This is a genomic window from Streptomyces sp. NPDC104381 (assembly GCF_055583745.1).
In genome coordinates this window covers 332,363-347,612 of sequence record NZ_JBVJNK010000005.1, presented here as the reverse complement: position 1 = coordinate 347,612, position 15,250 = coordinate 332,363, and the positions used below count along the sequence as shown (strand labels likewise).

The window sequence follows — 15,250 nt, the reverse complement described above, 5'->3', positions numbered from 1 at the left end:
AGCCCAGCCCGTCGCCGTGTCAGCCGGGCAGCTCCGTCGAGGTCGGCCGGCGCGACGCCGCCGTCGCGTCCCCGGGGCCGGTCAGCGGACGCAGCCGGTAGGTGTAGGAGTAGTCCCGGTCGGCGAACAGCTTGTACTCGTCGTGCGTGGGCGCGCCCCAGCTGTCGTCGCCGCCCACGCCCATCTGCCGGTGGTTCAGCCGGAGTACGACCTCGTCCCGGGGTGTCAGCTGGTAGTCGTGCCGGATGCCGGCCGACAGGTCCTCCGGGGTGAAGTGCGAGGCGTTGAACTCGATCAGCGGCTCACCGGAGGCGAGCAGTCCCCTTCCGCCGCGGTCCGTCAGCGCCACCCACCGCACGTCCGTCCTGTTGCCGTTCTCCTGCGGACGGAGGTACGGGGTCCGCTTCGCCGGGACGGTGAGGGAGTGGAGCCCCACGTCGGTGCCGTTGTTGCGGTCCCAGTAGTTCTCGTCCGGACCGCGGCCGTAGTAGCGGACCTGGTCCAGCCGCCCGGGCAGCAGGAGCAGGGAGCCGACCTCCGGGATGTACGGAAGCCCCGCCGCACCCGGGTGCAGGGTGTGGTCGACCTTGATCTCGCCGTTGCCGAAGACCGTGTACACGGTGGTGTACGTGGACTCGGCCGAGGTGGGCAGCGTCCCGCCGACGGTGATCTCGACGGCCCGGTCCCCCAGCGTCCGCACCTCGACGCCCGTCACGGTGCGCTCGCTGCCCGCGTGGCGCCAGGTGGCGTTGCGGGCAGGCTGGCCGGTGCCGATGTCGTTGTCGGTGGGGGCGCGCCAGAAGTTCGGGGCGGGCCCCGAGACGATCAGCTGGACGCCGCCGGCCTCGTACGAGGTGATGACGCCGCTGCCCCTGTCGACGGTGACGGAGAAGTCCTCGCCGGTCACGGTCACGGCGTCGTCGCCGTCCCGGTGGCTCAGCGGCCGTACGGAGTCCAGCGGCCTCGGTGTCACGGCCGGGCTGCCGGCGTCGATCGCCAGCTGGTGCCTGGCCACCTCGAATCCGGCCTTCGCCCACCTGGTGGGCTCCTTGGTGGTGAAGGACAGCTGGAGGAAGTACTCCGTGCCGGGTGCCGGGTCGGCGGGCAGGGTGAGGGGGACGGTGACGGATGTGCGGGCCAGTGGGTCGATGTCCAGCTGGGTGCGGGTGAGCTTTCCGCGCCGGACCACCTCACCGTCGGCCACCAGTTCCCAACTGCCGTTGAATTCGCGCAGGTTGGTGAACAGGTATTCGTTGGTGACGGTGATCCGCCCGGCGGCCGCCTCGCTCCTGTCGGCCGTGACGCCGATCGCCTGGTGGATGCGTTTGATCTCCGTGGCCTTGCCGGTGTGGCCGCGATCGGCGGTGACGATGCCGTCGCCGGAGAAGTTGCCGTCGTTGGGGTTGTCGCCCCAGTCTCCGCCGTAGGCGAGGAACGTCCGCTCGGAGGGCTTGCGTTCCTCGAAGCCGACGGTGGCGGCGTCGAACCAGAAGCGCACGCCGTCGTCGCCGGGGCCCCGGGAGCCGGAGGCGAGTTCGGCGGCGGTCAGGGCGCGGGCGTAGACGCGCGCCCGCCGGATCGTGCCGCTGAACTCCCGTGTCGGGTCCTCCCCGTCGGTGGCGAGCGCGAGCGGCGCGGTGTTGCTGCCGGGCGGTTCGGGGGCGGCCTTGGTCGCCCTGGCCTCGCCGTCGACGTAGAGGGTGAGGGTGCCGGCCTCGGCGTCGTGGACACCGGCCACATGGTGCTCGGTGCCGGTCCAGTTCTCCGGCAGCTTCCAGCTCGCGGTGGTCCACCGGCCGCCGGCGTGGATGAAGAACTCCAGGGTGCCGTCGGTCTGTTTCAGCGCGTACTGGGTGTCGCCCTTCGCCAGGAACGGCTGATGGCCGCCGGTCACCTTCTGCGTGATCCAGGCCTCCAGGGTCAGCGAGCCGGTGAGGTCGAGCCCTGCGTCGCGGGCGAAGACGGTGCCGCCGTACACGCCCTTGTCGCGGTCGAAGGTGCCGCTGGGGGCGAGGATCTCGCCGAGGACCGCGCCGGGGCCGGATTCCGTGAACAGCTTGCGCGTCGGCGTGGGCCAGGTGAGGGCCTGGTCGGCGAAGTCCCAGATCCAGCCGCCCTGGAGGACGTCGTAGCGGCGGATGAGGTCCCAGTACTTCTTGAAGTTGCCGTTCGAGTTGCCCATGGCGTGGGAGTACTCGATCAGGACGAACGGCCGGGTGTCGCCGGTGTCCTTGGCGCGCTCCTCGACCTGGGCGGGCCTGGTGTACATCTCGGAGCGGATGTCGCTGATCCCGGGGCGGTCGTCGCCCTCGTACTGGATGACCCGGGTGGTGTCGTAGGAACGGATCCAGTCGTGCATGGCGACGAAGGCGGATCCGGTGCCCGCCTCGTTGCCGAGCGACCAGATGACGGCGGAGGCGTGGTTCTTGTCGCGGTGGACCATGTTCCTGGCGCGTGCCACGCACGCCTCGGTCCAGTCGGCATGGTCGCCCGGGTACTCGTCGCGGATGCCGTGGGTCTCCAGGTTGGTCTCGCCCACCAGGTACAGACCGTACTCGTCGGCCAGCTCCAGCCACAGCGGGTTGTTCGGGTAGTGCGAGGTGCGGACGGTGTTCATGTTGAGCCGTTTGACGGTCTCGATGTCCTTGACCATGTCCGCGCGGGTCAGCGCCATGCCGTGCTCGGGGTGCATCTCGTGCCGGTTCGTGCCGCGCAACGACACCGGCTTGCCGTTGATCCGCATCAGCCCGCCCTCGATCGCGAACGTGCGGAAGCCCACCCGGTGCGACAGCGTCTCGGTGACCCGGCCCGCGGGGTCCCGCAGCCGCAGGAGGGCGGTGTAGAGGTACGGGCGCTCGGCGGACCAGAGGTCCGGCCCGGCGACCGCCTTGTCGGCCCGTACGGTCACGTCCTTGCCCGCCGGTACGGATCCGGGGTCGGCGGACTGCCGCAGCGGGCGGGACCAGACCGGGTGCCCGTCGGCGTCGTAGAGCTGGGTCTCGACGGTGTACGTCCCCTTGCCGGGGGCGTCGCCGTACGCGCGCACGGAGGCGGTGACGGACAGCGCGGCCGACGCGTGGTCGTCGCCGAGCGGGGTTTCGAGCTTGAAGTCCCGCAGGTGGACGGCGGGGGTGGAGAAGAGGTGGACCGAGCGGAAGATCCCGCTCAGCCGGATCATGTCCTGGTCCTCCATCCAGTCTCCGTCGGAGAACCGGTAGACCTCCACCGCGATCTGGTTGCGGCCCCGCACGAGGTGGGGGGTGATGTCGTACTCGGCGGAGGTGTAGGAGTCCTCGCGGTAGCCCACCGGAGTGCCGTTGATCCAGACGTAGTGGGCCGACTTCACCCCCTCGAAGTGGAGGAACACCCGCCGCCCCGTCCACCCGCGCGGGACCGTGAAGGTGCGGCGGTACTGGCCGACGGGGTTGTAGCGGGTCGGGGCGAACGGCGGCCGTGCCTCCTCGCCGAGGCCGTTGGCGCCCGCCCAGGGGTAGGTGATGTTGGAGTAGATGGGGAAGTCGTAGCCGTGCAGCTGCCAGCACGACGGTACGGGGATGGTGTCCCAGGAGCGGTCGTCGAGGTCGGTCCGGTGGAAGTCGGGGTCGCGGTCGTCGGGGCGGTCGGCGTAGGCGAACTTCCATGTCCCGTCGAGGTCGAGGCGCCACGGGGAGCGCGTACGGTCGCAGTCCAGGGCCTGGTCGACGTCCTCGTACGGCATGAGCGTGGTGTGGGGCGGCTCCGAACCGACGTCGAAGACCGCGATGTTGTTGCTCCACTCCGGGTGGCCGTTGGCCGGCGGTTCCCAGGCGGCGGGGGTGGAGTCCGCGCGCGCGACCGCGCCTGCGGGCAGCGCGGCGGGAAGACCGGAGAGGGCGAGCGCGCCGAAACCGGCGGCGCCGCCCTCCAGGAGCCGGCGGCGGCTCACGCCCCGGGACGGGTGGGTCTGCGGGTGGGGGGAAGGCGAGTGCTCCATGGCAGTGGACCCCTAGGAATGGCCGTGCCGCTGTACGTCGGTGGGGCGTACAGCAGTAGGCGTGTCGAGTTCCGTTCGATATATCGTCTGGCGTTCGAAATCCTGCCGTGACGGTAGTGACGGGTGAGGAAGGGTGTCAACGGTCGTGCACGGAGAGTGTGTTGGTCCGGCCTCCCCGCGGTGCGGTGCGGGTCCGGCGTCCACCCTGTGCCCTCGGCCCTCACCTGCGCGAGTGATCTCCGGGGGCATTGTGCGGGCGGCGCGCTACCGGACGGCCGCGGCGCGGTTTGTCCGTGCACGGGCTTCCGAGGCCCGGACCCGGGTCGCCCGGTGGCCGGTTCCGCAGACAGGACGTGAGGAACGCATGCAGTCAGGTACGCCCCTTCCGGCGCAGGCAGGTGACGTGGTGCTCATGGATATGGCACCGCTCACGCACGCGGCCCAGATGTACATCGCCACGACGCTGATCCTGGAGGGCGAGGCACCCGGCGCGGCGGAGGTCGCCGGGCACCTCGCACCGCGCGTGGCGCGGGTGCCGGGCCTCCGGCACCGTTACGCCGAGCGTGCGGGACGCCCCGTCTGGCAGCCGCAGCGGGTCCGTGCCGCCGACCACGTCGCGCTGCTCCCGCTCGGCGCCGACGCGGCCGACGCGGGGCTCGACGGACTGATGCGGGAGGTCCGGCGGCGGCCGCCCGTCTCCCCCGCCGGGGCGCCGATGTGGGATGTCCTGATCGCCACCGGCTTCGCACCCCGGCGGTGGGCGCTGGTGTTCCGCTGCCATCACACCCTCATGGACGGCGGGGCCATCACCCACACCCTCGACCATTTGTTCGGTGACGGTCCGAGAGCCGAGCGCCGTCCCCTGCTGCGGGGCGCGGTCCTGCCCGCTCTGCCGCGCCTTCCGTCCGCGGCGGTCTCGGTCCTCCGGGCGGCCCTGCCCACCGCGCCCTGGCCGGCGCCGGTGGCGGCACGGGCCGAGGGCGCGGCGACGTACGCGGTGACCGAGCCTCTGGAGGTGGAGGCCGTCAAGCGGCCGGGGGCCACGCTCAGCCAGGTCTTCGCCGCGTGCTTCGCGCTGGCCGCCGACTCCTGGTGGCCGCTCCCCGGTGACCGCGAGGTGCACGCACTGGTCCCGATGGACCTGAGGGTGCCCGGCGAACAGCGGGCGCTGGGCAACCACTTCGCGCCGATGCGCCTGGCGCTGCCCACCGGGGACCCCGCACACGTACTCCGTGGGACCGGCGCGCAGATGGCCGCGTGGCCGATGCCCGGGTTCCGGGCGGCCCTCGACCTGACGATCCGGCGGATCACCCCCTTTCCGGCCACCCTCGCCCTGGGGCGGCGCATCAGCTCGGGGGTGTGCTGCAGGGCCGTGGTCACCTCCGTCCGCTCCAGGAACCCCCTGTCCTTCGGCGGTGCGCCGGTGCTGGACCTCGTTCCCGCGGTCCCCACCTTTCCCGGGCACGCCCTGTCCTGCGTGCTCTGGTCCTACCAGGGGCGGGCCAGGGTCGCCTTCGGTTCGCACACCTCCATGCCGGGAGTCGCCGCGCTGCCTCAGGCGTGGGAGCAAGCGCTCAAATCGATCCAATCCCTTCCCGCTGAGGCGGGTGCCGGAGCGGTTGCGGGGTAGTCGGGCCAAGACACCGGCGACAGACCGAGGAAGGCAAGGTGACCTCGCCATGACGGCAGAGCGACAGACCCACGCCACCGACGAACCGGTGGGCGTGCTGGTGTCGCGGGCCTCGCAGCAGATTTCCGAGCTGGTTCGCGAGGAGATGCAGCTGGCCCGGGCGGAGATGACCCGCAAGGGCAAGCGCTTCGGGAAGGGCGGTGGCCTCTTCGGCGCCGCCGGCTTCATCGGCATCCTGGCCGCCCAGGCGCTCGTCGCGACCTGTATCGCGGCTCTCGCACTGGTGCTGCCGGTGTGGGCGTCGGCACTCGTCGTCACGGCGGTGCTGGCGGCTGTGGCCACCGTGATGGCCCTGGCCGGGAAGAAGGAGATCGCCGAGGCCGGGTCCCCCGCCCCCGAACAGACCGTCGACAGCGTCAAGGCCGACCTGGCCGAGATCAAGGAGAAGGCACACCGATGAAGGAAGAAGCCCGGACCAACATAGGCACCCCCGTCCCCGACGCCTCCGACCCGGAGGAGCTGCACGAGCAGGTCGAGCGCACGCGCGACGAGCTCGGACGGACCGTCGAGGCGCTGGCCGCCAAGGCCGACGTCAAGGCGCAGGCCAAGGAGAAGACGGCCGCCGCGAAGGAACAGGCCTCGGAGAAGGCGGCTCTGGCCGCCGATCAGCTCCGGGGGAAGGCCGAACAGGCCACGCGACTCGTCAAGGACAAGACACCCGACCCCCTCCTGGAGCGGACGGCCCAGGCGGCCGCCCAGGTACGGGACACCGCGGCCAAGGCGGGGCAGTACGCGGCCGACAAGGCACCCGAGCCACTGCTCGAAAAGGCCGGCCAGGCCGCGTCGTTCGCACGCGCCAACCGCGGCCCGCTGGTCGTGAGCGGTACGTTGCTCGCGGCCTTCCTCCTGGTGCGGCGGGCCCGGGGACGCCGATGAAGGTGTCCAGGATCGCGTACAAACCCGTCGGGATGGCGCTCGGCGCGGCGAGCGGCATGATCGCGGGTGCCGCCTTCAAGCAGACGTGGAAGGTCATCGAGGGTGAGGGCGACGCGCCCGACGCCCTGGACGAGGACCGTTCCTGGCGGCAGATCCTGCTCGCCGCCGCCATCCAGGGTGCCGTGTTCGCCGTGGTCAAGGCCGCGGTCGACCGCTCGGGAGCCGTGGCGGCACGGCGTCTGACGGGCACCTGGCCGGGCTGACCCGCCGCGGCGCCGGTCCCGCCTCCACGGCGGGCCGGCGCCGCCCGCCCGTCGACCGTGCGGGAGGAGGACACCGGGGCGTGTCATAGCCCTTGATGCCGACGTCGCGGCGGCAACCGGCCCTGCATGCGGCGGAGTCCCGCGCGGATCGCCACACGTCCGGCACCCCCGTGTGGCCTACCGTGGTGAGACCCGTACACCGGGACCGCATCAAGGGGGCCGCACCACGTGACCAGTCGAGTCACCTTCATCTCACCGGCGACGAACGCCTCGCTGCGCCGGGCCCGCTTCGACGACGGCGCCTCGATCGACGCCGGCGGGGAGGCCCTGGCGCGTGCCGCGGCCGGAACTCTGCCCGTAGCGGCGCGTGTTCTCATGTCACCCAGCGTGCGCTGCCGGGAGACGGCGGCCGCGCTCGGGCTCCACGGTGCGGAGGCCGCCGACCTGGCGGGGCTGGACATGGGCCGGTGGCGAGGTTCGAGCCTCGCCGAGGTCGGCGGTGACGAACCGGACGCGGTGGCCCGCTGGCTCGCCGATCCCTCGTGCGCCCCGCACGGGGGTGAGTCGGTCGAGGATCTGTGTGCGCGGGTGGCGCGCTGGATGGAGGCGTCACTGGACGCCGAGGGCCGCACCCTCGCCGTCGTCGAGCCGGAAGTCGTACGAGCAGCGGTGACGTATGTGCTGCACGCACCGTCGGCGGCCTTCTGGCGGCTCGACGTACCCCCGCTGACGGCGACGGCGGTCAGCGGGCGCGGCGGCCGGTGGAACCTGCGGCTGGGGCGCCCGCTGGGGACGGCCGGGGCCTCCCCCGGCCCCTCCGGCGACTCATGACGTGGCACCCCGATAGCGGCGTACGAGCGCGATGACCGCGCAGCGCAGGCAGCCGGTGCCGGGCTGCGCGCCGTCCGTGACGGCCTCGGCGGTCGCGCACGGGCCGTGCGCCCCGGCTCCCCGTCCGCATCGCTCGTCCGGGGCCGTGACCAGCGCCTCCAGATCCCGCAGGAGTTCCTCGGCCTGCCTCAGCCGCCGGCCGAGCGCCCTCACCCGGGCGCTCTGGCCGCCGATCTGACGTCGGCTCGCGAGCAGTCGCTCGTACTCCTGCGGGGTCAGGGCGACCGCCTCGCGGCCTCCGAGCGTGATGCGGCGCGGCTGGGGCCGCCCGGTCACTGCGGGGCGGGTACCGCCGCGCCCGCGGACACCGTGGCGGGCCTCGGGCGCAGCAGCCGGTGCGCCAGTTCACCGAAGAGGAGGCCGAAGCCTCCCCAGAGCGTGGCCTGCATGGCGAGTGCGGACAGACGGAAGCGCCACAGCAGGGTGGCGGGGAAGTCGCCCGGCACCTCGTTGATCGTGGGCAGGAAGGCGTACGCCAGCCCGGTCGCCACGGCGAAACCCAGGACGGCGACGACGGTGGCGTACCAGTTGCCCAGTCCCGGCGCCAGCCGCTTGCCCGCGATCACCGCCGCGACCGCGAGGAGCACGCTCAGGACCGTCATCAGGAAGTAGAGGGTGGTCCGTTCGCCGATGGTGTCGGGGTCGCCGACCGCGGGCGGGTTGGCAGGGTACTTGAGGAACGGGACGACGTAGACGGCGAGCAGCGCGGTGCCCGACAGCAGCAGCGCGGTGGCACGCGGACCGAACCGGCCCACCCGGCCGAGCGCGAAGCAGTAGGCGAGTGCGGCGATGCCGCCGAAGGCCACCCCGTAGATCAGGATCCCGGTGGCCAGTCCGGCGGTCGACTGAAGACCGCGGGAGACGAGTTCGACCTCGTGCTCGTGGCCGTGGGCGTGGGATTCCTCGAAGCCGATGGCGCTGTCGACGTTCGGTTCGCCGAGGAAGTAGGCGACGACCAGGGCGATCACGCCGGCACCGAGGCCGGCGAGCATGCCCCGGACGAGCAGATTTCTTACGGTTGCGGAGTTCATGGGTGTGCTGTGTCCCTCGTCGGTGGCCGGGCGTGCCCCCTCACCGGGCGTGCGCCGTGGGCGGGCACGCCTCGGTGGCAGGGCAGGCTTCGGTGCGGGAGAAGCCTCGGTGGCGGGCGAAGCCTCGGGGCGGTGGGCGCCTCGTGGCGGTAGATGCCTCGTGGCGGTGGATGCCTCGGTGGCGGTGGGTGCCTCGGTGGCAGGGCGCCTCAGTGGCAGGGGAAGCCGAGGAGGTGGCGGGCGTCGTGCACCCACTCGTGGACTTCCTCACCCGAGACGACGGCGGTGGCGCCCTGCTCGGCGCCGACGAAATACAGCAGGACCAGCATCAGGATGCCGAAGAAGACGGCCCAGGGGGCGATGTCCTTCAGGGGCAGCTTTGCGGGAACGACGGGGTGTGCGGCTGTCGGCTGAGCGACGTGCTGGGCCATGGCAGGCCTCCTCTGGGAGTTCGCGTCCCAACTCGGTGGTGCACAGGACGAAGGCCCCGGGTCTGACTCGCGGCGCCGCCCCTCGGGGCTGCACCGTCCACAGTGGCGCGACCGTGCCGGATTCCCACCGGCTTCCGTGTCGCCTTCGTTCGATATCGGACCGACGGTACCGCGCGACGCTCCCATGGCCAATACCGCACCCCCCGGCAAGCGCGGAGCGGTGGTGCCGGGCGCTCTACCGCGCCTCGCCCTGATGCTTTCCGGCCACCGGGTACGGGATGAAGGTGCTGCTGTTCTCGTCGATCGCCAGCCGCCGGTCCAGCGGCGGCACGGCCCGCTGGGGGCAGTCGGTGCGTTCGCAGAGGCGGCAGCCCATGCCGATGGGCACGGCCGACGAGACGTTGCCGAGGTCGAGGCCGTCGGAGTAGACGAGCCGGGAGGCGTGCCGGATCTCGCAGCCGAGCCCGATCGCGAAGGTCTTGCCGGGTTCTCCCCAGCCGCCCCGGTGCCGGGTCACCGCCCGGGCGGTCCACAGGTAGCGCTGCCCGTCCGGCATGGAGGCGACCTGGACATGGATGCGTCCGGGGGCGGCGAAGGACTCGTACACGTTCCACAGGGGGCAGGTTCCGCCGGCCCGCGAGAAGTGGAAGGCGGTCGCGGACTGGCGTTTGGACATGTTGCCCGCGCGGTCGACCCGGACGAAGGAGAAGGGCACTCCGCGCAGCCGGGGCCTCTGGAGTGTGCTGAGCCGGTGGCAGACCGTCTCGTAGCCGAGGCCGAAGTGGTCGGTCAGCCGCTCGATGTCGTAGCGGAACTCCTCGGCGGCCGCGTGGAAGCGTCGGTACGGCAGGATCAGTGCGGCGGCGAAGTAGTTGGCGATGCCGATGCGGGCGAGCGGCCAGGCGGCCGAGTCCGGTGCGAAGTCCTCCGAGGCGAGCGCGGAGAGATCGTCGGCGTATTCGAGCAGCGCGAGTTGGGTGGCCATACGGAATGCCTGCTGACCGGGGCGCAGCCGGCCGGAGAGGTGGAGGACGCGGTCCTTCGGGTCGTAGTGGTGCAGCAGTTCACCGGAATCGGTGGCCAGGCGGACACCGTGGTGGCCGGTGAGACGGGCGGCGAGGGCGCGCACGACCTCGCCGGGGCGTACGCCGATCGCGGAGGCCAGCTGCTCGGCCGCGAGGTCGGTGTCGTGCAGGTAGTTCTGGCGCCGGTAGAAGAACTCCCGGATCTCCTCGTGTGCGGAGCGGGGCTGCGCCGCCGTTCCCGCTCCCCGGCCCTCGACGGATTCGGAGAGCTGCTCGGTGAGGTGCTGGTTCCGCCGGCCCAGGTCGACCAGGAGCGCCGCCACGGCAGGCGTTCGGGTCGCCAGGTCCGAGAGGTCGGAGGCGGACACCCTGCCGGCGGCGACCTCGCCGGTGAGGGCGTCGCGCAGATCCGCCACGAGCCGGCTGGTGTCCCGTTCGGAGAAGAAGCCCGGGTCGACGCCGAACTCCTCGGTCAGCCGCAGCAGCACGGGGACGGTCAGCGGACGCGAGTCGTGCTCCATCTGGTTCAGATAGCTCGGCGAGATGGCGAGGGCCCGGGCCAGTTCGGCCTGGCTCATGCGCCGCTCCTCCCGCAGCCGGCGCAGCCGCGTTCCCGCGTACGTCTTGCTCACCCTGTGCTCCTCTCCCCCGCCTTTGACCCGCGATGACCCGCCGATGACCCGCCGGACGACTGCCCGGGCCCCTGCCCGGACGACCGCGCGGGCCCTGCCCGGCCTGCTCGTGATCGTAACCATGACGAGGCTGATGCGGGCGTTGGCAAAATTGGCAGAAGAGCGTCCGAAGATTCGCAGAAGTTAGCAGATTTCCCCGCTTGTTGGCACTGCGTGCCGATGCCAGAGTCGTACTGCGGCCCGCCGGACTTCGCCGGACGGGGTGGAACCGGGGCACGATTCACTGCCCTGACGTCGGAGATCCCGGCCTCCTCCGCCCGGCCGGGCGACATTGCTTCGTTTGCCGACTCCGGAGCCGGTGGGCCGCACCCCTCGATCGATAGGGCACTCAGTGCCATCTATTCGCATCATTTACGAGCCTCCGGGAGACACTCATGGCGCAGACCGCGACGACGACGAAGGAAACGGCCGAGGAACTGGCCCGGCGGTGGGCCACCGACCCCCGGTGGCAGGGGATCGAGCGCACCTATGCGGCCGAGGACGTGGTCAGGCTCTCCGGCAGCGTCCGCGAGGAGCACACCCTCGCCCGGCGAGGGGCCGAGCGGCTGTGGCGGCAGCTCCACGAACAGGACTACATCCACGCGCTCGGGGCGCTCACCGGTGGCCAGGCCGTGCAGCAGGTGAGGGCGGGGCTGCAGGCGATCTATCTGTCCGGGTGGCAGGTGGCCGCCGATGCCAACCAGGCCGGGCACACCTACCCCGACCAGTCGCTGTACCCGGTCAACTCGGTGCCCCAGGTGGTCCGCCGGATCAACAACGCGCTGCTGCGCGCCGATCAGATCGCCACCGCCGAGGGCGGCCAGGACACCACCGACTGGCTGGCGCCGATCGTCGCGGACGCCGAGGCCGGTTTCGGCGGTCCCCTCAACGCCTTCGAGCTCACCAAGGCCATGATCGCGGCGGGTGCCGCGGGCATCCACTACGAGGACCAGCTCGCCTCCGAGAAGAAGTGCGGCCACCTCGGCGGGAAGGTCCTCGTCCCGACCGCCCAGCACATCCGCACCCTCAACGCGGCCCGCCTCGCGGCCGACATCGCCGATGTCCCCACCCTGATCGTGGCGCGGACCGACGCCCTCGCCGCGAACCTCCTGACCAGTGACGTCGACGAGCGCGACGCGCGGTTCGTGACGGGCGAGCGTACGGCCGAGGGGTTCTACCGGGTGGAGAACGGTATGGCGCCGGTCATCGCCCGCGGCCTCGCCTACGCCCCGTACGCGGACCTCATCTGGGTGGAGACCGGGACCCCGGACCTCGCCCAGGCCCGGGAGTTCGCCGAAGCGATCCACGCGGAGCACCCCGATCAGATGCTGGCGTACAACTGCTCGCCGTCGTTCAACTGGAAGGCCGCGCTCGACGACGACCGGATCGCCAAGTTCCAGCGCGAACTGGGGGCCATGGGCTACCGGTTCCAGTTCATCACGCTGGCCGGCTTCCACTCCCTCAACCACGGGATGTTCGACCTGGCCCGTGGCTACGCCGAGCACGGCATGACGGCCTATGTCGACCTCCAGGAGCGCGAGTTCGCCGCGCAGGAGCACGGATTCACCGCGGTGAAGCACCAGCGCGAGGTCGGCACCGGCTACTTCGACCAGGTCTCCACCGCCGTCAACCCGGCCTCCTCCACCACCGCGCTGACCGGCTCCACCGAGGAACAGCAGTTCCACTGAGCCAGGGACGGGCCGGACCCCGCTCCCTCTTCCCGCCGCCCATCCGTCCGGGCCGGGCGGCCGTCCCCGCCCGGCCCGGACCGTTCCTGTTGAGGAGACCCGCATGACCCTCTCCGCTCCGACCGCCCCCGCCCAGGTCCTCGGCATCGCAGGGGACCGGCACGACGAGATCCTCACCCCCGGCGCCCTGGAGTTCGTCGCCCGCCTGGTCCGCGCCTTCGGGGGACGCCGGCTGCGCGCCCTCAGGGAGCGTGCGAGGGTGGCCGCCCAGCTCACGTCCGGCTCCCGTTTCGACTTCTCCCTCACCGGCGCCCGTATCCGCGCGGACGACTCCTGGCGCGTGGCTCCTCCGGCGCCCGGGCTGACCGACAGGCGGGTGGAGATCACCGGGCCGCCGGACCGCCGAACGGCGATCGACGCTCTCAACTCGGGCGCCCAGGTGTGGATGGCGGACTTCGAGGACGCCACCTCGCCCACCTGGGACAACATCGTCGGCGGCCAGCTGACGCTGGTCGACGCCGTGGAGCGCAGGATCGGCCGCACCACGCCGGAGGGCGGCCGGCCCCATCCCCCGACCATCATGGTGCGCCCCCGCGGATGGCACCTGGTCGAGGAGCATCTGTACGTCGACGGCCACCCCGCCCCGGCGGCACTGGTGGACTTCGGGCTCTACTTCTTCCACTGCGCCCGGCGCCAGATCGACGCCGGGCAGGGGCCGTACTTCTACCTCCCGAAGCTGGAGAACCGCGACGAGGCACGCCTCTGGAACGATGTGTTCGTCCTCGCCCAGGAGCTCCTCGGCATCCCCCGTGGCACGATCCGGGCCACCGTCCTGATCGAGACCGTCACGGCGGCCGTCGCGATGGACGAGATCCTCCACGAACTGCGCGAACACAGCGCGGGCCTCAACGCGGGCCGCTGGGATCACCTCTTCAGCCTCATCAAGACGTTCGGCCACCGCACCGACTTCCTTCTGCCCGACCGGGCGCAGATCACCATGACGGCCCCCTTCATGCGCGCCTTCACCGAACTCCTGGTGCGCACCTGCCACCGGCGCGGAGCCCACGCCATCGGTGCCATGGCCGCCCAGGTGCCCGGCGGGGACACGGAAGCACAGGGGGCCGCGCTCGCCAGGGCGCGCCTCGACAAGGAACGTGAGGCCGAGGACGGGTTCGACGGCTCCTGGGTCGCCCACCCCGGACTCGTGCCCGTCTGCCGTGAGGCCTTCGACGGGGTCCTCGGTACCCGGCCGCACCAGATCGAACGTACGCGTGACGACGTCGACGTGTCCGCGGCCGACCTGCTGGCGGTGCGCCGGATCAGCGCCCGCCCCACACCCGAGGGTGTGCGCACCAACGTCTCCGTGGCCGTGCGCTACTTCGCCGCCTGGCTGGGTGGCCGGGGGGCCGTCGTGCTGGACGGTCTGCGGGAGGACGCCTCGACGGCCGAGATCGCCCGTGTCCAGATCTGGCAGTGGCTGCGCCACCGGGTGGTCGACCGCATGACCGTGGTGGAGCTGCTCGACGACGAGCTCGCGGCTCTGGGCGCCGCGTACCCGTGGGCCCCCGTCGAGGACGTCCGTGCTCTCTTCGAACGCGGTGCGATGGGCCGGCATCTGCCCGCCTTCTTCACCACGGACGCCTATGTCCGCCATCTCGTGCACCGCGCGGAGGGACCGTCATGACCACGGACATCCGACGGATCGGGGTGGTGGGGGGCGGGCAGATGGGCGCCGGTATCGCCGAGGTGTGCGCCCGCTCCGGCCTCGACACCGTCGTCTGCGAGACCGACGCCCTGGCCGCCCGCGCCGCACGTGAACGCGTGGCACGCTCCCTCGAACGAGCCGTCCGGCGAGGCGGACTTGACCGGCTCTCCGCAGAGGACGCGCTGGCCCGGATGATCTTCACCGGCAGCCTCGACGAGCTGGCCGACCGTCAGCTCGTCGTCGAAGCCGTGGTGGAGAACACCCAGGCGAAGACGGAGGTCTTCACAGCCCTCGACAAGATCGTCGAGGACCCCCGGGCCGTCCTGGCCACCAACACCTCCTCCATCCCCGTCATGCGCCTGGGCATGGCCACCCGGCGCGCCGACCGGGTGGTGGGCCTGCACTTCTTCAACCCCGTACCCGTCCTGCCTCTCGTGGAGGTCGTCCCCTCCCTGCACACCTCGGCCGACACGGTCGCCGCCGTGACGCACTTCGCCGAACACACGCTGGGAAAAACGGTCGTCCGCTCCCACGACCGGGCGGGCTTCGTCGTCAACGCGCTGCTCATCCCCTACCTCCTCTCGGCGATCCGCATGGCGGAGTCCGGCTTCGCCACCCCCGCCGACGTGGACGCGGGCATGGAGCTCGGCTGCGCGCATCCGATGGGCCCGTTGAAGCTGGCCGACCTGATCGGCCTGGACACGGTCGCGTCCATCGCCGCCTCCCTCCACGACGAGTTCAAGGAACCCCTGTACGCCCCGCCGCCCCTGCTCCGGCGCATGGTCGAGGCGGGGCTGCTCGGCCGCAAGAGCGGCCGGGGGTTCCACACCTACGACCGGAGCTGAGGGGCTCCGGTCCCGCCGCCGGTCCGAGGGCCGCGGTGCCGTGGAGGAGGGCGTGCGGCGGACGGTGGTCCGCCGCCCCCCCGTTACGGCATTATTCAACCATAGGGGAGGGAGTACAGACATCATAAAGTCAACTGCCTACGAGCCCGATATAACGACCC

General features: G+C 71.8%; 13 protein-coding genes. 8 read left to right on the top strand and 5 right to left on the bottom strand.

Features of this window, described 5'->3' with window-relative positions; genetic code table 11:
• Window positions 1-19: 19 nt before the first annotated feature.
• Window positions 20-3,973 (bottom strand): glycoside hydrolase family 2 TIM barrel-domain containing protein, encoded by a 3,954-nt coding sequence (locus tag ACZ607_RS19320; protein ID WP_469736061.1) that lies wholly within the window; start codon window positions 3,971-3,973, stop codon window positions 20-22.
• 412 nt (window positions 3,974-4,385) lie between these two features.
• On the opposite strand from ACZ607_RS19320, the gene ACZ607_RS19315 reads away from it, so the two are divergent.
• The 5 genes from ACZ607_RS19315 (at window position 4,386) to ACZ607_RS19295 (ending at window position 7,633) form a co-directional block, all read left to right on the top strand.
• Window positions 4,386-5,603: a WS/DGAT domain-containing protein gene (locus tag ACZ607_RS19315; RefSeq protein ID WP_469736059.1), complete on the top strand. Its 1,218-nt coding sequence runs from the start codon at window positions 4,386-4,388 to the stop codon at window positions 5,601-5,603.
• Window positions 5,604-5,652: 49 nt separating this feature from the next.
• Entirely contained in the window at window positions 5,653-6,063 is a 411-nt protein-coding gene (locus tag ACZ607_RS19310; protein WP_469736057.1) for a phage holin family protein, read from the top strand.
• Window positions 6,060-6,539, top strand: coding sequence for a DUF3618 domain-containing protein (locus tag ACZ607_RS19305; RefSeq protein WP_469736056.1), 480 nt, complete (start codon window positions 6,060-6,062; stop codon window positions 6,537-6,539). Before ACZ607_RS19310 ends, ACZ607_RS19305 begins: the two co-directional genes overlap by 4 nt.
• Complete coding sequence (locus ACZ607_RS19300) at window positions 6,536-6,802, top strand: DUF4235 domain-containing protein (protein WP_469736054.1); 267 nt, start codon at window positions 6,536-6,538, stop codon at window positions 6,800-6,802. The genes ACZ607_RS19305 and ACZ607_RS19300 overlap by 4 nt, the downstream gene beginning before the upstream one ends.
• 228 nt (window positions 6,803-7,030) lie before the next feature.
• Window positions 7,031-7,633 (top strand): histidine phosphatase family protein, encoded by a 603-nt coding sequence (locus tag ACZ607_RS19295; RefSeq protein ID WP_469736052.1) that lies wholly within the window; start codon window positions 7,031-7,033, stop codon window positions 7,631-7,633.
• Here the strand turns inward: ACZ607_RS19295 and ACZ607_RS19290 are convergent.
• The 4 genes from ACZ607_RS19290 to ACZ607_RS19275 all read right to left on the bottom strand — a co-directional run bounded on the left by ACZ607_RS19290 (window position 7,628) and on the right by ACZ607_RS19275 (window position 10,812).
• A complete protein-coding gene (locus tag ACZ607_RS19290) occupies window positions 7,628-7,969 on the bottom strand; it encodes a hypothetical protein (protein ID WP_469736050.1) in 342 nt (113 codons plus the stop codon). The two genes, ACZ607_RS19295 and ACZ607_RS19290, sit on opposite strands and share 6 nt — an antisense overlap.
• On the bottom strand, window positions 7,966-8,724 hold the full coding sequence (locus ACZ607_RS19285) for a CbtA family protein (protein ID WP_469736048.1): 759 nt from the start codon (window positions 8,722-8,724) through the stop codon (window positions 7,966-7,968). The genes ACZ607_RS19290 and ACZ607_RS19285 overlap by 4 nt, the downstream gene beginning before the upstream one ends.
• Window positions 8,725-8,933: 209 nt before the next feature.
• On the bottom strand, window positions 8,934-9,155 hold the full coding sequence (locus ACZ607_RS19280; protein ID WP_099175851.1) for a CbtB domain-containing protein: 222 nt from the start codon (window positions 9,153-9,155) through the stop codon (window positions 8,934-8,936).
• A gap of 235 nt (window positions 9,156-9,390) precedes the next feature.
• A complete protein-coding gene (locus ACZ607_RS19275) occupies window positions 9,391-10,812 on the bottom strand; it encodes a short-chain fatty acyl-CoA regulator family protein (RefSeq protein WP_469736046.1) in 1,422 nt (473 codons plus the stop codon).
• A 434-nt stretch (window positions 10,813-11,246) separates the two neighbouring features.
• Here ACZ607_RS19275 and aceA point away from each other — a divergent pair, with 434 nt between their 5' ends.
• The 3 genes from aceA to ACZ607_RS19260 all read left to right on the top strand — a co-directional run bounded on the left by aceA (window position 11,247) and on the right by ACZ607_RS19260 (window position 15,089).
• Complete coding sequence (gene aceA, locus ACZ607_RS19270; RefSeq protein WP_469736044.1) at window positions 11,247-12,539, top strand: isocitrate lyase; 1,293 nt, start codon at window positions 11,247-11,249, stop codon at window positions 12,537-12,539.
• 103 nt (window positions 12,540-12,642) lie between these two features.
• Window positions 12,643-14,223 (top strand): malate synthase A, encoded by a 1,581-nt coding sequence (aceB, locus tag ACZ607_RS19265; RefSeq protein ID WP_469736042.1) that lies wholly within the window; start codon window positions 12,643-12,645, stop codon window positions 14,221-14,223.
• On the top strand, window positions 14,220-15,089 hold the full coding sequence (locus ACZ607_RS19260) for a 3-hydroxybutyryl-CoA dehydrogenase (protein ID WP_469736040.1): 870 nt from the start codon (window positions 14,220-14,222) through the stop codon (window positions 15,087-15,089). Before aceB ends, ACZ607_RS19260 begins: the two co-directional genes overlap by 4 nt.
• Window positions 15,090-15,250: the final 161 nt, after the last annotated feature.